9 protein-coding genes and 1 pseudogene are annotated in these 16584 nt (G+C 35.0%); 2 read left to right on the top strand and 8 right to left on the bottom strand.

Translation table 11 applies throughout. The annotated features are described in order from the left end of the window. Positions 1-97: 97 nt before the first annotated feature. From OZP08_RS10950 to OZP08_RS10985, 8 genes and pseudogenes are all read right to left on the bottom strand, one after another. A pseudogene (locus OZP08_RS10950) lies at positions 98-322 on the bottom strand (transcriptional regulator); the annotation flags it as partial. A gap of 27 nt (positions 323-349) precedes the next feature. Next, a complete protein-coding gene (locus OZP08_RS10955; RefSeq protein WP_268846130.1) occupies positions 350-1678 on the bottom strand; it encodes an SWIM zinc finger family protein in 1329 nt (442 codons plus the stop codon). A gap of 5 nt (positions 1679-1683) precedes the next feature. Beyond that, complete coding sequence (locus OZP08_RS10960) at positions 1684-4776, bottom strand: DUF6493 family protein (protein WP_281321833.1); 3093 nt, start codon at positions 4774-4776, stop codon at positions 1684-1686. A 204-nt stretch (positions 4777-4980) separates the two neighbouring features. After that, positions 4981-6759: an AMP-dependent synthetase/ligase gene (locus OZP08_RS10965; RefSeq protein WP_281321834.1), complete on the bottom strand. Its 1779-nt coding sequence runs from the start codon at positions 6757-6759 to the stop codon at positions 4981-4983. Positions 6760-6942: 183 nt separating this feature from the next. Continuing rightward, positions 6943-7374, bottom strand: coding sequence for a hypothetical protein (locus OZP08_RS10970; protein WP_268846133.1), 432 nt, complete (start codon positions 7372-7374; stop codon positions 6943-6945). Positions 7375-7520: 146 nt separating this feature from the next. Next, positions 7521-11174, bottom strand: a complete 3654-nt coding sequence (gene purL, locus OZP08_RS10975; RefSeq protein ID WP_281321835.1) for a phosphoribosylformylglycinamidine synthase — start codon at positions 11172-11174, stop codon at positions 7521-7523. Positions 11175-11287: 113 nt separating this feature from the next. Then, on the bottom strand, positions 11288-13132 hold the full coding sequence (locus OZP08_RS10980) for an endonuclease (RefSeq protein WP_281321836.1): 1845 nt from the start codon (positions 13130-13132) through the stop codon (positions 11288-11290). A 169-nt stretch (positions 13133-13301) separates the two neighbouring features. Then, positions 13302-14819, bottom strand: coding sequence for a right-handed parallel beta-helix repeat-containing protein (locus OZP08_RS10985; RefSeq protein WP_281321837.1), 1518 nt, complete (start codon positions 14817-14819; stop codon positions 13302-13304). A 237-nt stretch (positions 14820-15056) separates the two neighbouring features. On the opposite strand from OZP08_RS10985, the gene OZP08_RS10990 reads away from it, so the two are divergent. Together OZP08_RS10990 and OZP08_RS10995 are read left to right on the top strand one after the other, a co-directional pair. After that, positions 15057-15485 (top strand): PaaI family thioesterase, encoded by a 429-nt coding sequence (locus OZP08_RS10990; RefSeq protein WP_268846137.1) that lies wholly within the window; start codon positions 15057-15059, stop codon positions 15483-15485. Position 15486: 1 nt separating this feature from the next. Further along, entirely contained in the window at positions 15487-16545 is a 1059-nt protein-coding gene (locus tag OZP08_RS10995) for a chorismate-binding protein (RefSeq protein ID WP_268846138.1), read from the top strand. Positions 16546-16584: the final 39 nt, after the last annotated feature.

Consider the following 16584-nt stretch of genomic DNA (forward strand, 5'->3'; position numbering starts at 1 on the left):
CTTAGAATTTAAAAGATTGAAGCTATAATTCTAATAAACCAAAAAAAGCGCAAACCTTAAAAATTTGCGCTATTCAATTATATAAAGAAAAGAAATACTACTTCCCTTTCAGCAATTTTTCTAAGTACTCAACTTTATCTTTTTCAGCTTGAACTAAATGTTCGTAAAGCTCAACCACTTTATCAAGAGGATTGAATGTACAATGATTATTTGTGGTGTTTCCTTGAGCACCAGTATTAGCACTATTGTCATAAAAGGTATTAAAGAAATTAAAAACAGATTCTTCCGTAAAATTTTCAAGAGCTTCAACCGTAACACCAAGCTTTTGTTTTTGTATAACAATTTGGGTTTAAGAAATTGTCATCTTAACCGCTAGTATATGCTTGCAAATCCCTCGTTTGCCTTGATAGGCGGTAAACCAGTCACAGGTGCATCTTTGGGAATTGTTGTCAATAATAACTTTGTGCTGTACGCCGGAACCTTTTACTCTGGCTTCGATATAATTGGCTTTTCGGTCAAGGATTTCTATATCTTCATTATCAATTAGTTTCTTAGCATTTTTAAGCCTCGGATTTAGAGATAGAATGCGTTCGGTTTTAAAAGGGAGTCGTCTGTAAAAATGCGCTTTTTCGCTTAAATCATAACCTAATAATCCCATTGACGATAAATTAGAAGTCAGATTGTCCATTGTTCCAAAATCGATATCATTTTCTATCGAGAGCATTGTTGGGTCAAACATTTCATTAGATTTCAGCAAGCTGTTTAATCCGTAAACCCATTCTATTGGTAAGTCTTCGGTCATGGTTTCTAACACATTTCCTTCGCCGGAAAAACCTCGGTAGGAATCTGGAGAAAATGCCATGAGTAATTGCATTTTTCCAAATTCGGCAACTATTGCACAGGTTTGCTTGTCTGAGGATTCGTGAATGTAAATTTTGTCTACAATTGCCAGAATGCCTTCCAGCAGTCTTAGTCTTTGTACCCCGCCAATTCTCACACTGTCATTTGTTGCCAAGGTAGAGAACATAAATTTTCCGGCTCTTTTGGTAATGTAAAAATCACCTTTTATATTTCCTTTCGGTAGACTTTGAAATAGCTGAATGGTCTGGATTTTATTCAATTCGAATTTCAGATCCATGTCGGCTAAATAAAGCTGTACGCTTGTTAAGCCTTTTATCCATCGCATGGGCAGTGTTACTTTTTTCTCAACCACTTTTGCTTTGCTTGTAATAACCTGAACATCCTGCTGACCAACGGCTAGTGTTACTTTTTCATTTTTCTGGATAGCGTTTAAGGCATTCAGCATTGGGTCATTAAAATCGACATTTGTGGTTCCGTTGGCTATAAATTCTCCGTCTACGGCTTCCGGTTTCATATCCAGTCTCACATAAACACCATTACAGGAAGAGAATCCTTCAAAACGCAATCTCTCTGATCCGGCAGAAACTATTGGATCACGAAGGCTTGGCGGAATTGGTCCAAAACTCGAACGAACTACTTTTGCAATCGTGCTCCAGCATTTTGCCGTGACATAAGGATCAGTCAGACTTCCCCAGAAAAAACAGGGAATGTTATTTACTTCTTCGATTTCTGTTTGATGGGCAAGAACCAGATTGTTGATTCCTTTGGTTTTGCTGTAAGTCGAGATCCCTTTGTAATTATATTCTAAATCGGTCATTTTCTTTATTTTAAAATTTGCTTAATTAATGATTTAAGCGAAGAGTTATCTTTCCATTGCTCAAAGAATAAAATGGCTTTAGGAGATGGTTTTTGGTTGGTCTTGATTAGAATATCGACATAGCTTTCTACCACTTTTTTAAAACCTGTTGGTAGTTTATCGGTTGCATTCAGATTTTCGAAAAACACATTTAAATATTGAAACAAAGCACTATTATGCAAAGGCGAAATATCTTTTAAAGCTATTATTGCATCTGTTAGTCTTGTAAATGCACCATACTTTTCGGAAGCTAAAAAGGCCGATTTTTGAGCAAATTTCTCAATATCAATAACTTGTTTTTCTACCAGATTTATTAAAGTTTCGGAAGCTATTAATCGTAGATCTTTCTTTTCCTGAAAGAAACATGCAGCAAATAAAAACAGGGTATTTTCAGAGAATCTAAATTCAGGACTGCTCATTACTTCCAGAAAGCCTTTTAATTCTGGTTTAGCACCATAAGTAGTTCGGCAGTTATTCAATAAAGTCAAGGCTAATGCATCAGAATTTTGAGGCGTTAAACTATGCCAGTAATGGGTGTTTCCGGCATAATTCAAATTATAATCCCAACTGTTTGATCTAGCGTAAATATCCTGGCTGTAAAGAAGATAGTTTGGCGTTTTTTTATAGTCAGGCATATCAAAACGTAGTTCAAACCATGAGGCTGATCGTTCTTTTTTCTTGGTTCGATAATCCGTCCATTCGTTCCATTCTTCCTTAAATGTAATTTGCGGTTCAAACGGAGTCATAACAAACGGTACTTCTTTTAGATACGTATTTTCGAATTCAGGGAATGTCTCATCAGGGTAAAAGGTTCTTGCTGCAACGGCCCATAAGGATAAGTATCCGGTTTCTTTTGTGGCTTTGCCCATTGTGGCCAAAAGTTTTGAAAATAAGGAATCCGAATCTATTGTTAGTTTTTCGTTTACACCTAAGCAGAACGATAATAGCTGCTTTAATTCTCCTTCGACCTGATTCAATAACGGAATGGCTTCTTCTACATTTTCTCTCGGCATACGGGCAATTGCAATTGCTAAATCGGTAGAATTAATTTCTTCGTTTGTTTTTTGGTACGCAATTACTCTTTCCAACAAAACCTTTGGGGCAACCCAATACGGCTTGTGGCTTGGGAATGAAAGCATAGGCAACACAGAATTTGATTCGATCTTTTGCTGTACTTTGTCTAATAATGGCTTGATTAAAGCCAGTGTATTTATTTTTGAAAAAGGTCTAAAATCGTTATGGAATTTACCATTGATATTGGCTATTTTTTGAGTCAAAAAGGACTCCATGTAATTCTTGTGAATACTTTCGAAATGTTTTTTTTGCAACTGTTTTTCATACGGCAGCAATTGTGAATTATAATCTGCTGGGAATAAATCTCTTTGCTGGATATAAACATTCATCAGGATTTCGGTATCTAAAACTTCTTCGGAACCAATAAAATTCCCGAATTGAAAAAGAATATCATTCCAATCTTGTGGTAATTGTACTTCTTCGTTAAGTAACGTTTCTTTTTTTGCTTCAAATTGATATTCTTCAAAACCGGAATCATCGATCGCTAATGAATCTTCATCTATAAACTGACTTAATCCCGATTTTATGTTTCCTTGCATTAAAGAAACATAGGAGGAGAGTTTTTCTTTGAGCGCTTTATCTTTTGCAGAAGCTATCTTTAAAATAATTTTTGTGGCACGTTCCTGCAAAGTCAAATCAGCTATTACGTAAATATCCGCAATCAGAGAGGTAATAGTGTTGCTTAGTTTTGGGTTTGATTTCGTTATCTTCTCCAAAATAGGTAAAACGTTTTTTATGGCTGCTTTGCAATCATTTCGCATCATTAGAGGTTCGAGCCACTCCAGAAATGATTTGGTTTTGAATTTTGGATGTGTGTATATTTTTTTAACAAGCTCAACTCCGTAACTTGTAATTGGTGGGTGGGCATTATGCAGTAAAGAGAATATATTTTCCTGATATACTATAAGTTCGTCCTCAGTAGCATTAAATTCTTCTATTCTTTTTCTGAAAAATGATTTTAAGTTATTGTTCCATTCTTTCGTTTGAATTTGGATTGCATTTTCAATAAAGAAAGCGCGATCCATTTTTTTCTCATCTAATAAAGATTTGTAAATAATGCTCCAGGCATTAAATTCACCATGTTTTTGGGATGAATTATCTCTGAATAAATGATTATGAACTACAGATTCATAATTAAATAACTCAGGAACATCTCTTTGATAAGTTGTTTTATCTTCTAGCACTTTGCGAATAAAAACTCTGGTTTTCATTTTGGTTCGCCACTCATAAGTAGCCGCTAAGGTTAAAGCATACAACTCAGGATTATATTTTAATAAACCATGATCTTCAAGTTTACGAAGCGCGTAATAATTAAAATTGACCCAATCTTGTCTTTTTGTTTTATCTAAGATAAAGGTGTCCAGCCAATTTGGTTTTGCCCATAAGAGTACCTCTAATAGATACGGTTTGGAATCCAGTTCCTCAAGTATGGAAAGTGCTTCATCCCAAGGAGTAATATCAGTTTTGTCAAATAATGCAATTGCGCTTAGTGTAATAATTTCTCTTTGTTTGTTGTCACCTCGAGTTCCCCAGCCGTAATCGTATCTGTCCTTTTTTACGTAATCTGGATCTTTACTTAAATCAGTATAGGTCATCCAGTAGCGTTTGCTTTTTTTGATGTGCTTTTTTAAAGCTTCAATATTTCCTTTTGCCTTTTCTTTCAGGAAAGGAAGTAACAGATTAATATTTTTAGATTTTATGATAGCATCATACTCTTCTAAGACTTCATCAGAGCTTTTGTTTTTAGCTGATTTTGGTTTAGAAATCGCATCGACTTCACCGTTTTCTGAGTATCCTTTTTTTATTTTTTCGGTTAGCATTTTTTCAGCCATTTTCAAACATTCTTCGTTAGTAGTAAAGCTTTTTGTTTGAGAGGTACCTGACGTTCCATTTTTTCCGTAAGTAACAGTATAGTCTAGTCCTGCAACTTCAATTTCCCAGAATTTATCTGAGTTCCCGTCAATGTATTTAAGACTTTTTTTCATTATAGAGTATAGATGGGGGTTATAAGTGAATGTGTTGATTTTCTCTCAAAAATAGAATTAATAAAGAGAATTACCACATTCTTACAGAAAAGTTTTGTGTAAAAAAAGGTTAATTTTAAATCTTCTTTAGCGCTTTGATAAGATGCAATAAAAAAGGCTGTCTTGATGAAGACAGCCTTTTCCTTTGGTTATATTATTTTGATTTTAGTTGTGACCATATATTTTAGCATATAGGTCTTTATAGATTTCTAATATGATTTTTCGTTTTAGTTTAAGGGTAGGAGTTAGGTGTCCGCCATCTATAGACCAAACTTCTGGAGTCAATTCAAAGCGTTTGATTTGTTCCCAATTTCCGAATTTTTTATTGATGTTGTCTACTTCTTCCTGAACACGAGCAATTACTTTTGGGTTAGCAACGATTTCCGCATTAGTGTTACCAAGCTCAACGTTATGTAATTTTGCCCATTCTTTGATAAAATCAAAATTAGGTTGTATGAACGCTCCCGGCATTTTTTCACCATCTCCAATTACCATAATCTGCTCGATAAAACGAGATTGTTTCATGGTGTTTTCAATAATTTGTGGGGCAATATATTTTCCTCCTGAGGTCTTGAACATTTCTTTCTTACGGTCAGTAATTTTCAAGAAACCTTCGCTGTCAATTTCCCCAATATCTCCTGTATGGAAATAATTGTTTTGAATCGCTTCGGCAGTTTTTTCCGGATCTTTAAAGTAACCCATCATTACGTTTGGACCTTTGCAAAGGATTTCTCCGTCTTCGGCAATTTTGATCTCAACATTTTCAATGACTTTACCTACTGTTCCAATTTTGTAACCTCTATTTCTCATGTCATTTACAGTAATAACAGGAGAGGTCTCAGTCAAACCATATCCTTCCATAACTGGAATTCCTGCTGCTGCAAAAACTCGGGCCAGTCTTGGTTGTAAAGCAGCACTTCCGGAAACCATTAGGTCTAGATTACCTCCTAAAGCTTCTTGCCATTTACTGAAAATTAATTTTCGAGCTATTTTTAATTGAAATTCATACCAAAATCCATTGTCTCCATAAGGTGCATAACGCAATCCTAAGTCGATTGCCCAAAAGAAAAGTGTCTTTTTAAACCCAGTTAACTCAGTTCCTTTGGCATAGATTTTATCGTATACTTTCTCCAATAGTCTTGGTACTGCCGTAATAACGTTTGGTCTTACTTCTTTTAGATTATCACTTACTTTGTCTATTGATTCTCCAAAATATACAGACACGCCATAATATTGGTATAAATACAAAATCATTCTTTCGAATATATGACAAATAGGAAGAAAGCTTAAGGCTCTGGTAGTACCAGGTTCGAAAGGGATTCTTGTTGCACTATTAAGAACGTCTGAAACAATATTTACATGAGAAAGCATTACACCTTTTGGTCTTCCTGTTGTTCCTGATGTATAAATGATTGTAGCTAAATCTGCTGGTTTTACGTTGTTTTTACGTTCCTCTACAGCGTCCTGATTGCTTTGGTCTTCCCCTAGCTGAAGCAATTCTTTCCAGTTTTTGCAACCTTCAATTTCGTTAAAAGAGAATACTTCTTTGAATGAAGGAACATTTCCTTTAATGCTGTTTACTTTGGTTAAGACTTCAATATCTGAAACAAAAACATACATGGCTCCAGAATGATTTAGAATATATTCGTAATCTTCTTCAGCGATTGTTGGATAAATAGGAACGGTTTGTGCTCCTGTTTGCAAAACGCCAATATCCATGATATGCCATTCAGTTCTATTATTGGTTGAAATAATAGCGACCTTATCGTCTTTTTGAATACCCATTCGTAGCAATGCCCTAGAAATAGCATTAGATTTATCAATGTATTCTTGAGATGAGGTTTTTATCCAAACCCCATTTTGCTTGGTTACTAAAGCATCAGATTTGTTAAATTTTTCTTGCTGATAGTAAGGGAAATCAAAAATGCGAGTAATATTTGTCATTGAAAAATTATTAATTTTATTGCAAATTAAATAAAATTTAATAATAATTTTTATTTTTTATATAATAAATATGAAAAATATAATTACATAATTGATATCCAACGAAATCGATTTCTTGTTTAAATAAAGTATGCTGGAATTAATAGGAATTACTACTTATTCAACTGCTTAAAACAGTGTTGATTACTCGGTAAATTCTTTCATTCTTTGTCCGGAAATAAACATTCTGTTATTGTTGTGATGAATTGAAAATTGGGTGGAAATCCACTCATTTTCATCCGCTTTGTTTGAATCTATTTTATACCAAAGAGTATATTTTGCACTATCAAATCCTTCTTTGAAAAGTGGAATTCCTGACTCAGAACATTCAATTCCCCAAATAATTGGTTCTTTTTTAAGTTCTTCATCTTGCATAATTCCAGTTCCGTTTTCGTTTAATAGCGTTATAGGTTCTGTTTGATTTTTAAAAACATAAAGACCTGCTATAGGGTAACCAATAACTGTGACGATATAATGGTCATTGTTTTTGTCGTTGATTTTTGTGATTTTAAGTTGTGCATAAGAATGCGCTGTATTTAATAAAAATACAGAAAATAGTAAAGAAATGATTTTCATGTGTGTAGGTTAATTATAAAAGATTAATGAGTTCCTGAAAGCTGCGGGTACAACTTTCTGGAATGTTTTTTGTTTAGATTTATATGATTTGGGAAAAAAAAACTCATTCGGTTATAGAATGAGTTTTTTTAGATTTATAAAAAAGATTAAACTTTATCAATCCATTTTCTGGCATTCACAAAGGCTTCATGCCAAGGTGTAACTTCGTCATTTCTATCTTTTGGGTAATGTGCCCAGTTCCATTGGAAAGTAGAACGCTCAATGTGTGGCATCATAACCAAGTGACGTCCGGTTGTGTCACACATCATGGCTGTGTTATAATCAGAACCGTTAGGGTTAGCTGGGTAGCCCTCATAACCGTATTTAGCTACGATGTTGTAGTGCTCTTCATCCATTGGTTTGCTGAATTTTCCTTCACCGTGTGAAACCCAAACTCCAAGTGTTGCACCAGCAAGTGTTGATAGCATCACTGAGTTGTTTTCCTGTATTGTTACAGATGTAAAGATGCTCTCGTGCTTTTGGCTTTCGTTATGGAGCATTTTTGGTTTGTGTTTGTGTTCTGGGTTGATCAATCCTAATTCGATGAACAATTGACAACCGTTACAAATTCCAACAGAAAGTGTATCTTCTCTTTTGAAGAAATTGGTCAATGCTGTTTTTGCTTTTTCATTGTATAAAAAGGCTCCAGCCCAACCTTTGGCAGAACCCAAAACATCTGAATTAGAGAATCCACCCACAGCACCAATAAACTGAATGTCTTCCAGAGTTTCACGTCCAGAAATCAAATCGGTCATGTGAACGTCTTTTACATCAAATCCGGCTAAGTACATAGCATTGGCCATTTCACGCTCAGAATTACTTCCTTTTTCACGAATGATTGCTGCTTTCGGACGTGGTTTAGACGAATCTATAACTGGTGCTTTACCCGTAAAATGAGATGGGAAAGTATAGTTTAAAGCTTGATTTTTGTAATTGTCAAAACGTGCTTGTGCAGTTCCGTTTTTAGATTGTTTTTGGTCTAATAAGAAAGAAGTTTTAAACCAAACATCTCTGTATTTGGCGATGTCTAATTTACAAGGTCCAAAATCTAATGTAGCTTCGGTTGTTGCAGTTCCTAATTTGTAGAAAGCAACATTGTTTGCTTTTAATTTAGCTTCAACCGCTTCGTCTGAATTGGCTTGGAAAACAACTGCGATGTTTTCGGCAAAAAGATATTTGATAATGTCTTTTTCTTCAAAAACAGAGAAATCGATTTTGGCTCCCAAATTAACATCAGCAAAACACATTTCCAGTAAAGTAGTGATTAAACCACCACTTCCGATATCATGTCCTGCTAAGATTTGATTGTCTAAAATCAATTCCTGAAGGGTGTTGAATGCATTTTTGAAGAAAGCAGCGTCTTTGATTGTCGGTGCTTCGTTTCCGATAGCATTTAGTGTTTGAGCAAAAGAAGAACCTCCTAGTTTGAAATCGTCTTGAGATAAATTAATATAATAAATAGAACCTCCGTCTTTTTGTAAAACAGGCTCTACTACTTTTCTAATATCAGTACAGTTTCCAGCCGCAGAAATAATTACCGTTCCCGGTGCGATTACTTCATCGTTTGGATATTTTTGTTTCATCGAAAGTGAATCTTTTCCTGTTGGAATATTGATTCCCAATTCGATTGCAAATTCAGAACAACCTTCTACAGCAGCATATAAACGAGCATCTTCACCTTCGTTTTTACAAGCCCACATCCAGTTGGCAGAAAGAGAAACTCCTTTCAATCCGTCTTTGATTGGTGCCCAAACGATATTCGATAAAGATTCTGCAATTGCAGTTCTTGTTCCTGCAACAGGATCAATTAAGGATGCAATAGGGGAATGTCCAATAGAAGTTGCAATTCCTTCTTTTCCTTGGTAGTCTAAAGCCATAACACCACAATTGTTCAATGGTAATTGTAATGGTCCGGCACATTGTTGTTTAGCTACTTTTCCACCAACACAACGGTCTACTTTATTGGTCAACCAGTCTTTACAAGCTACAGCTTCAAGTTGTAAAACTTGCTCTAAGTAAGTTGAAATGTTTTTTATGTTGTATTCTAATCCGGCATAATTGTAATCAACTGTTTTGTCAGTCATTACCGTTTTTGGAGAACTACCAAAGAAATCTTCTAAAGCATAATCCATTGGCTTTATACCAGTAGTTTTAGATTCGAATGTAAAACGGTGATCACCAGTTACGTCACCTACCTGATACATAGGAGAACGCTCTCTGTCTGCAATTTTTTGTAAAGTGTCGATATCTTTTTTACCAATAACTAATCCCATTCTTTCTTGGGATTCGTTACCAATGATTTCCTTTGCAGAAAGAGTAGGGTCACCAACCGGCAATTTGTCTAAATCGATTAATCCTCCAGTTTCTTCCACCAATTCAGAAAGACAGTTTAAGTGTCCTCCCGCACCGTGATCGTGAATAGAAACGATAGGATTGCTGTCGCTTTCTACTAAACCACGAATTGCATTGGCAGCACGTTTTTGCATTTCAGGGTTAGAACGTTGAATAGCGTTTAGTTCTATTCCAGAACCAAAAGCTCCAGTGTCTGCAGATGATACCGCAGCACCACCCATTCCAATTCTATAATTTTCTCCACCAAGAATAACAATTTTGTCTCCTTCTTGTGGTTTGTGTTTGATGGCTTGGTTTAATTTTCCGTATCCAATTCCACCAGCTTGCATGATTACTTTATCATAACCAATTTTACGGTTGTTTTCTTCATGTTCGAAAGTAAGAACAGAACCTGTAATAAGCGGTTGTCCAAATTTATTTCCAAAATCTGATGCTCCATTCGAAGCTTTTATTAAGATATCCATTGGAGTTTGGTACAACCATTTTCTTTCGGCTACAGCATCTTCCCATGATCTGTTTTCTTCTAATCTGGAATATGAAGTCATGTAAACGGCAGTTCCAGCCATTGGTAACGAACCTTGTCCTCCGGCTAAACGGTCACGAATTTCTCCTCCTGATCCTGTTGCAGCCCCGTTGAAAGGCTCTACAGTTGTTGGGAAATTGTGGGTTTCAGCTTTTAAAGAGATAACTGAATCAAATTCTTTTACTTCGTAAAAATCAGGTTTGTCAGCTGTTTTAGGAGCAAATTGTTGTACTCTAGGCCCTTTTAGAAATGCTACATTGTCTTTGTAAGCAGAAACAATATCGTTAGGATTTTCCTGAGACGTTTTTTTGATTAATTTAAAAAGAGAAGTTTCTTTTTCTACTCCATCAATAACAAATGTACCGTTGAAGATTTTGTGGCGGCAGTGTTCTGAATTAGCTTGTGAGAAAGCAAAAATTTCAGAATCAGTTAGTTTTCTGCCTAATTTAGTAGATAAATTATCTAGGTATTCTACTTCTTCAATGCTCAAAGCAAGACCTTCAGATTGGTTGTATGCAGCGATATCATCAATGTTCAGAATAGCTTCTGGTTGAACGTTGATGGTAAAAATATCCTGATTCAACTCAGTATATTTTTGCGAAAGCATAGGGTCAAAATCATTAAAATCAGCCGTTGCTCTATGGAATTCTTCGATACGAATGATTCCAGAAATCCCCATGTTCTGAGTGATTTCCACCGCATTGGTACTCCAAGGGGTGATCATAGTGGCACGAGGTCCAACAAAAAAATCCGACAAGACGGATTTTTCTATTTTATTGGAATCGGCAAATAGCCAGTTGAGTTTTGAAATGTCTTGAGCCGAAATTTCGTTTTGCGTTTGTACTGCAAAAACAGTTTTGCTTTGGTTTTCAAAGAAATGGATCATTGTTGTGTAGTTTGTTGTATTTAACGGTGCAAATTTAGTCAATTAAGATTAAAATATGAATAAAAAAAAAGCGACAATTTTGCCGCTTTTTTTATTGGTAGTAGAACTTTTAATTAGTTGATTATTATTTTTTTATTGATAGATTTTGAATCGTTGGTTATTTTAATCAAATAAATTCCTTTTGGAATGTTTGTTATTGATACCGAAGATTGGGTAAGGTTTTCTTTTTTATAAATATTTTGCCCCAATAATGATAAGATTTCAATAGAGTATTCCTTGTTTGAATTGTTGTAATAAACGGTGCAATTTCCATTTGAAGGATTTGGGTAAATTGTAAAATCACTAGAATCTGAAACTGTTTCATTTTTTACTTCTTTAACATTCATTCGGCTTCCAAGATCAGTACAAGTATCTGTAGTGAAAGAATCCCATTGAGCAGATAAATTAAATGTTGTGCTTGGCGAAGTGACAGTAGATTTTCTTCTTAAAGTTACATCGGCAGCAAAGTTTGCGGTTCCTCCATTGAAAGTTCCAATAATATCAATTAGTACTCCATTTTTAAATAAACCAATGGCATCGTTTCCGTTAAAATTCAACTCGGTTGCTGATGTTGAAAAATTCGCAAAACTTGGAGGATAACAAGTTGATGAGATAGAACTGTTTACTATAATGAACTTACTGCCACTATTTAGAGTGCCTGATAAATTTAGTCCTGTACTCCATGGACCACTACCGTTGGTTTGTTTTTTGATGGAATAAATGGATAAATTAACTGGAGCTGCAGTTGAATTTGCAATTTCAAGAGCTTTATTAAAGGAAGAACCTTCAATGTATTCAGAAAAAAGTAAATCTGTAGCAGTAGTCTCGTTACCGTTTGTTGTTGCTGTTACTGTATTGCTTGGTGCTGATGTATTTCCTGCGGCATCATTTGCATTTATATAAAATGAATAGTTTGTTGAAGCTGTTAGTCCAGTGATGGTAGCTGTTAGCCCTGTTACGTTGGTTTTTAAGACATTGTTCATATAAATATTGTATCCGCTTACTCCAATATTATCTGTTGATGCTGACCAACTTAATGTAACTGATGTCGCAGTTTTTGATGTGACAACTAAGCTTGCGGGTGCAGTTGGACTTTGTGTATCCGAGATAGGTGTTGAACCCCAAATAGCCTGAACATATTCCGGGTGATCTATATAAGGGTTACGATTGTTTTGTCGGGCATAAATCGCATTATTTCTGGCAATTTCTCTTGCGCTTACAGGATCTTGCGCGTTCCAGGCTAATAGCGTGTTTAAGAATGCAGTAGTAAAAACTTTATTGCTTGATCCATCAAACATAGGATAAGGATAAGTAGCAACGGTATTCTCATATCGGGTTGCGAAATAGAAATACATTCTGGCAATGTCTCCTTTGAATTCATTTATAGGTTCGAAAACGGTTCCTGTATATCCAGCCACAGAACTTGAACCCAGTTTTCCGCCATTTAGAGAGACCCAGCTAGCTGTTGAAACGGTTCCGTGAGGATAATTTGATCGTTGCCCGTTTACTTTTCCGTCTGTTGGTGTAATAAAATGGGCATCTGAAACCATTGGAGCGGCCGAATTAAATACCGATTGTGGTATTATATGTTCTCTGTTGTAGCAATCTCCTTCTTTAGAATAAGTGCCACATCTTTGTGTTGATCCAGAAGTATAATTGTACGGATCTGCACCTGTTGGTTTTTCGGAATACATGTCTAATATAGTTCCGTCATTTTCATAAAAATTATCAATATCAGAAGTTTGGTAAGTGGTATATAAACCAGCATAACCATTGTCCGTATGGTTTTTTATGATATTGTAGAGTTGCGTTTTCAGGGTATATCCTGAACCTGTTGCTGTCGTGTAATAACCATTTGGGATTTGTGCTATCCCAATTGTTATGGATAATAAAAATAATAAAGAGTAGATTTTTTTCATAATATAAAATTTAAATTATAAGAAATTAATTACTACAAGCAATATTAGTAAGAAGTGTCTTAAGACAAATTTAACTTTTTTTATATTATGAAAGGTTAAGAGAAGGTAATTAAATTATGTTTTTTCGTACATTAAAAATAAAAATGGCTAAATATTGACTATTTTGGGATTATTTCGTTTTAGGAAATGGTTTGTTTTGGTAAGCTCCTAAATCAGGTGGCAACGTTCTGGTAATCCCCAGTATATCAAGCGGAATTAAATATGCCGGATTTCCTTTTGCGAAAGCGGATGATGTATTGTCTATATTAAAATTATTCAAATTGGCATTTAAGAATTTTGGGTCTTTATTGGTAATAATTGCATTGTAATGTACGGGATCAGTGTCAAACTGATAATTAGGATCCTTGGTGTTGTTGGACTTAATTAGGCAATTATTGAATTGGTATTCGAAGGCAGCTCCTGTTTTTTTACTTAAAAGCATTTCGTTTGAATAAGAACCATAAATAATGCAATTGTTGAATGTAGCGGCTGTGAGATCTTTGGTTTCGGGAGTGGCACCTGCGCTATTATTACTGATGAATAACGCCACTTGTTCTGGACTTGACCAATTGTTGTTGAAGGTGCAATGTGTGAACTTGTAATTTCCTCCGTATGTACAGGCTAAACTGGCTTGTCCTGCATAATTAATGGCTACATTCTCTCCTTCTATCAACGCATTTTTGGCTTGAATTCCGTAATGGGTACAGTTGTAAATCTGTGTGTTTTTTATAGAAACGGTTGTTCCGTCATTATTATCGATTAGTAATCCAACCGTAGCGTTTTTGAGTGTAAGGTTTTGGATTTTATTATTAGTACTTCCGTTTTGTAGCCAAACAGTTCCCCATTGCCCTGGTACATAAGCAAAATCGGGCTGTAAACGATCACTGCCAAAAAGGACTTCATTTTCTAGTTTATCTGTGGTAGAAGTAGTTCCGTTTATGTGTATTGAAGCGTTTTTTGGTACGATAAGCCCTGAGTCCGAATGAAAATAAACTCTGGCTCCGGGATCAAAAGTTACGGTTTCTCCTTCAGGGACGGCAGCATATCCATAAATAACGTAAGGCTTTTTGTTGGTGAAAAGGAGTTCATTACCATGAATTGGATCGTTTTTATCCAAATAAAAACCATTTATTTTTTCATTACCAATTGGGAGTGTTTCTGTGGTTCCGTCAGCATTGCGGTTAGGATATAATAAAATAGCGTCTTGTACTAAAGTTACTAATTCCACTTTTTGAAGATTAGCTCCAGCGTCAAACTCAATTTGATCGGTATATAAAAATTCTGTTGGGTTAGTAACGTTGCTTTCTACAGTTGTTTCTATAAAAATATACAAACTGTCTTTTGCCAATAGTGTTACATTTTCGAACATCTTACCTTGATTGCCTTGTGCACCATCAACGCTCATTCGGTATTTTGAGCTTAATCCTTTGTTGAATTTTATTGTTGGAATTGAAATATCATTTTTAGAATGGTTATAGACTTTTAGGGTATAGGTGCTAGAACTTAAATTGGTAAAAACGGTATCCAGATAGACAGTGTCTTTTGAGAAAGTCAAATCACCAGTACTGGCTACGGTCTCAAAATCACTACGACAAGAGCAAAATGAAAGTGCTATTCCAATTAAAAATAATAAGGTGATGTGGCGCATTTGGTTTTGTTATTTTTTGTAAAAATAGGAATAAATTAGATTTGTAAGATTGTTTGACGCTTTAGATTTTTTATTTCTATTTTGGATTGATTATTTGTGTCATTCATGAGTATAAATAGATTAAAAAAGTACGAGAATAGTGCTAATATAGTATAAAAAATGTTCAATTTTTATTGATCTATATTGAATAGATAAATGGTATTAATGTATTTTTACATTCTTTAAAAATTAAAAGTAATGACAATAGACAAAGATAAAATACTAGAATATTGCAATCAGTTTTCTAAAAACACATTGATGGAAACGTTGAAAATAGAGTTTGTAGATGCAGGTGATGGATTTCTAGTTGCCAAAATGCCGGTTAATTCTTTGGTACACCAACCCATGGGATTGTTACACGGAGGTGCTTCGGTGGCTTTGGCAGAAAGTGTGGGAAGTGCAGCTTCGCATTTTTTTATTAATGATAAAGAACAGGAAGTACGCGGAATTGAGATTTCGGCTAATCATTTAAGAAGTATTCGTGAAGGTGTTGTTTTTGGAACAGCCCGTATTATCCACAAGGGGAGAAGTTTACATCTTTGGGAAATAAAAATAACGGATGAGGCAGGGAATTTAATTTCGCTTTGCAAATTAACCAATATGGTTTTGACGAAAGAGAAAAAGTAGTATGAGTGATTTTTTTGAAAAAGTTAGAGAGCAACAGGAGCAAAAACTTCCTTTCGTATTGTATTGCAAACCCAATTCAGATACGATAATCGGAATGTTTCAGCATAACGACACATTGTTTAATGTAGTTGATTTTACTGAGAAAGGATTTGTATTTGCTTCTTTCGATGGAAATAAAACGCATTTGATTCCCGAAAATGAATCGGAAATAATTGGAGTTGCATGGGAAAAAGGAGGGGTTGAAATTTCAGGGCAAAAGAGCGAACTTCCGAGTGTTTCAGAAAAAAATGATTTTGAAAAGTTAGTTTCTAAAGGGATTCAAGCCATAGAAAACCAAGATTTTAAGAAAGTAGTTCTTTCTCGAAAAGAAATAGTACCACTGGAAAGTTTTGATTTGGTTGCTACTTTCGAAAAGTTGGTCCGATTGTATACCAATACTTTTGTGTATTGCTTTTATCACCCTAAAGTTGGAGTATGGCTTGGTGCAACTCCGGAGCAATTGGTAAAAGCTAATGTGAATGTTTTTGAAACAATGGCTTTGGCAGGGACACAAAAAGATTATGGCTCTGATAAAATTACATGGGAAAAGAAAGAAAGAGAAGAACAACAATATGTTACCGATTATATTGTAGATCAGCTACAAGAGGTAGCTTTGGAGGTTTCGGTTACTGAACCTTATAGTGTAAAAGCAGGGAGCGTTTGGCACTTGAAAACGGATATTTGGGGTGTTTTGAATGCAGGTTTCAGTTTGAAACAAGTTGTTCATTTATTGCATCCAACCCCAGCAGTTTGTGGATTGCCAAAAGAAATTTCAAAAAATTTTATTTTGGAAAATGAAAATTATGACCGAGCTTTCTATACTGGATTTTTGGGCGAATTGAATTCAAGTTTTGCAGTTGATTCAGTTAGTTCAGATCTTTTTGTGAATTTGCGATGTATGCAAATTAGTGACTCGAAAGCACACCTGTATATGGGATGTGGAATAACCAAAGACAGTATTCCTGAAAATGAATGGATGGAAAGTGTAAATAAGTCAATGACGATGAAGAGAGTTTTTTAGACAGTAGATTTTGTATTGAAAATAATTAAATAAAAAAAT

Origin of the sequence: Flavobacterium aestivum, assembly GCF_026870175.2 — a bacterium.
Classification (GTDB): Bacteria; Bacteroidota; Bacteroidia; order Flavobacteriales; family Flavobacteriaceae; genus Flavobacterium; species Flavobacterium aestivum.

Coding starts and splice junctions, on each gene's coding strand:
- OZP08_RS10970 (WP_268846133.1), bottom strand. CDS start 7,374: ATGAAAATCATTTCTTTACTATTTTCTGTATTTTTATTAAATACAGCG.
- OZP08_RS10965 (WP_281321834.1), bottom strand. CDS start 6,759: ATGACAAATATTACTCGCATTTTTGATTTCCCTTACTATCAGCAAGAA.
- OZP08_RS10955 (WP_268846130.1), bottom strand. CDS start 1,678: ATGACCGATTTAGAATATAATTACAAAGGGATCTCGACTTACAGCAAA.
- OZP08_RS10990 (WP_268846137.1), top strand. CDS start 15,057: ATGACAATAGACAAAGATAAAATACTAGAATATTGCAATCAGTTTTCT.
- OZP08_RS10995 (WP_268846138.1), top strand. CDS start 15,487: ATGAGTGATTTTTTTGAAAAAGTTAGAGAGCAACAGGAGCAAAAACTT.
- OZP08_RS10980 (WP_281321836.1), bottom strand. CDS start 13,132: ATGAAAAAAATCTACTCTTTATTATTTTTATTATCCATAACAATTGGG.
- purL (WP_281321835.1), bottom strand. CDS start 11,174: ATGATCCATTTCTTTGAAAACCAAAGCAAAACTGTTTTTGCAGTACAA.
- OZP08_RS10960 (WP_281321833.1), bottom strand. CDS start 4,776: ATGAAAAAAAGTCTTAAATACATTGACGGGAACTCAGATAAATTCTGG.
- OZP08_RS10985 (WP_281321837.1), bottom strand. CDS start 14,819: ATGCGCCACATCACCTTATTATTTTTAATTGGAATAGCACTTTCATTT.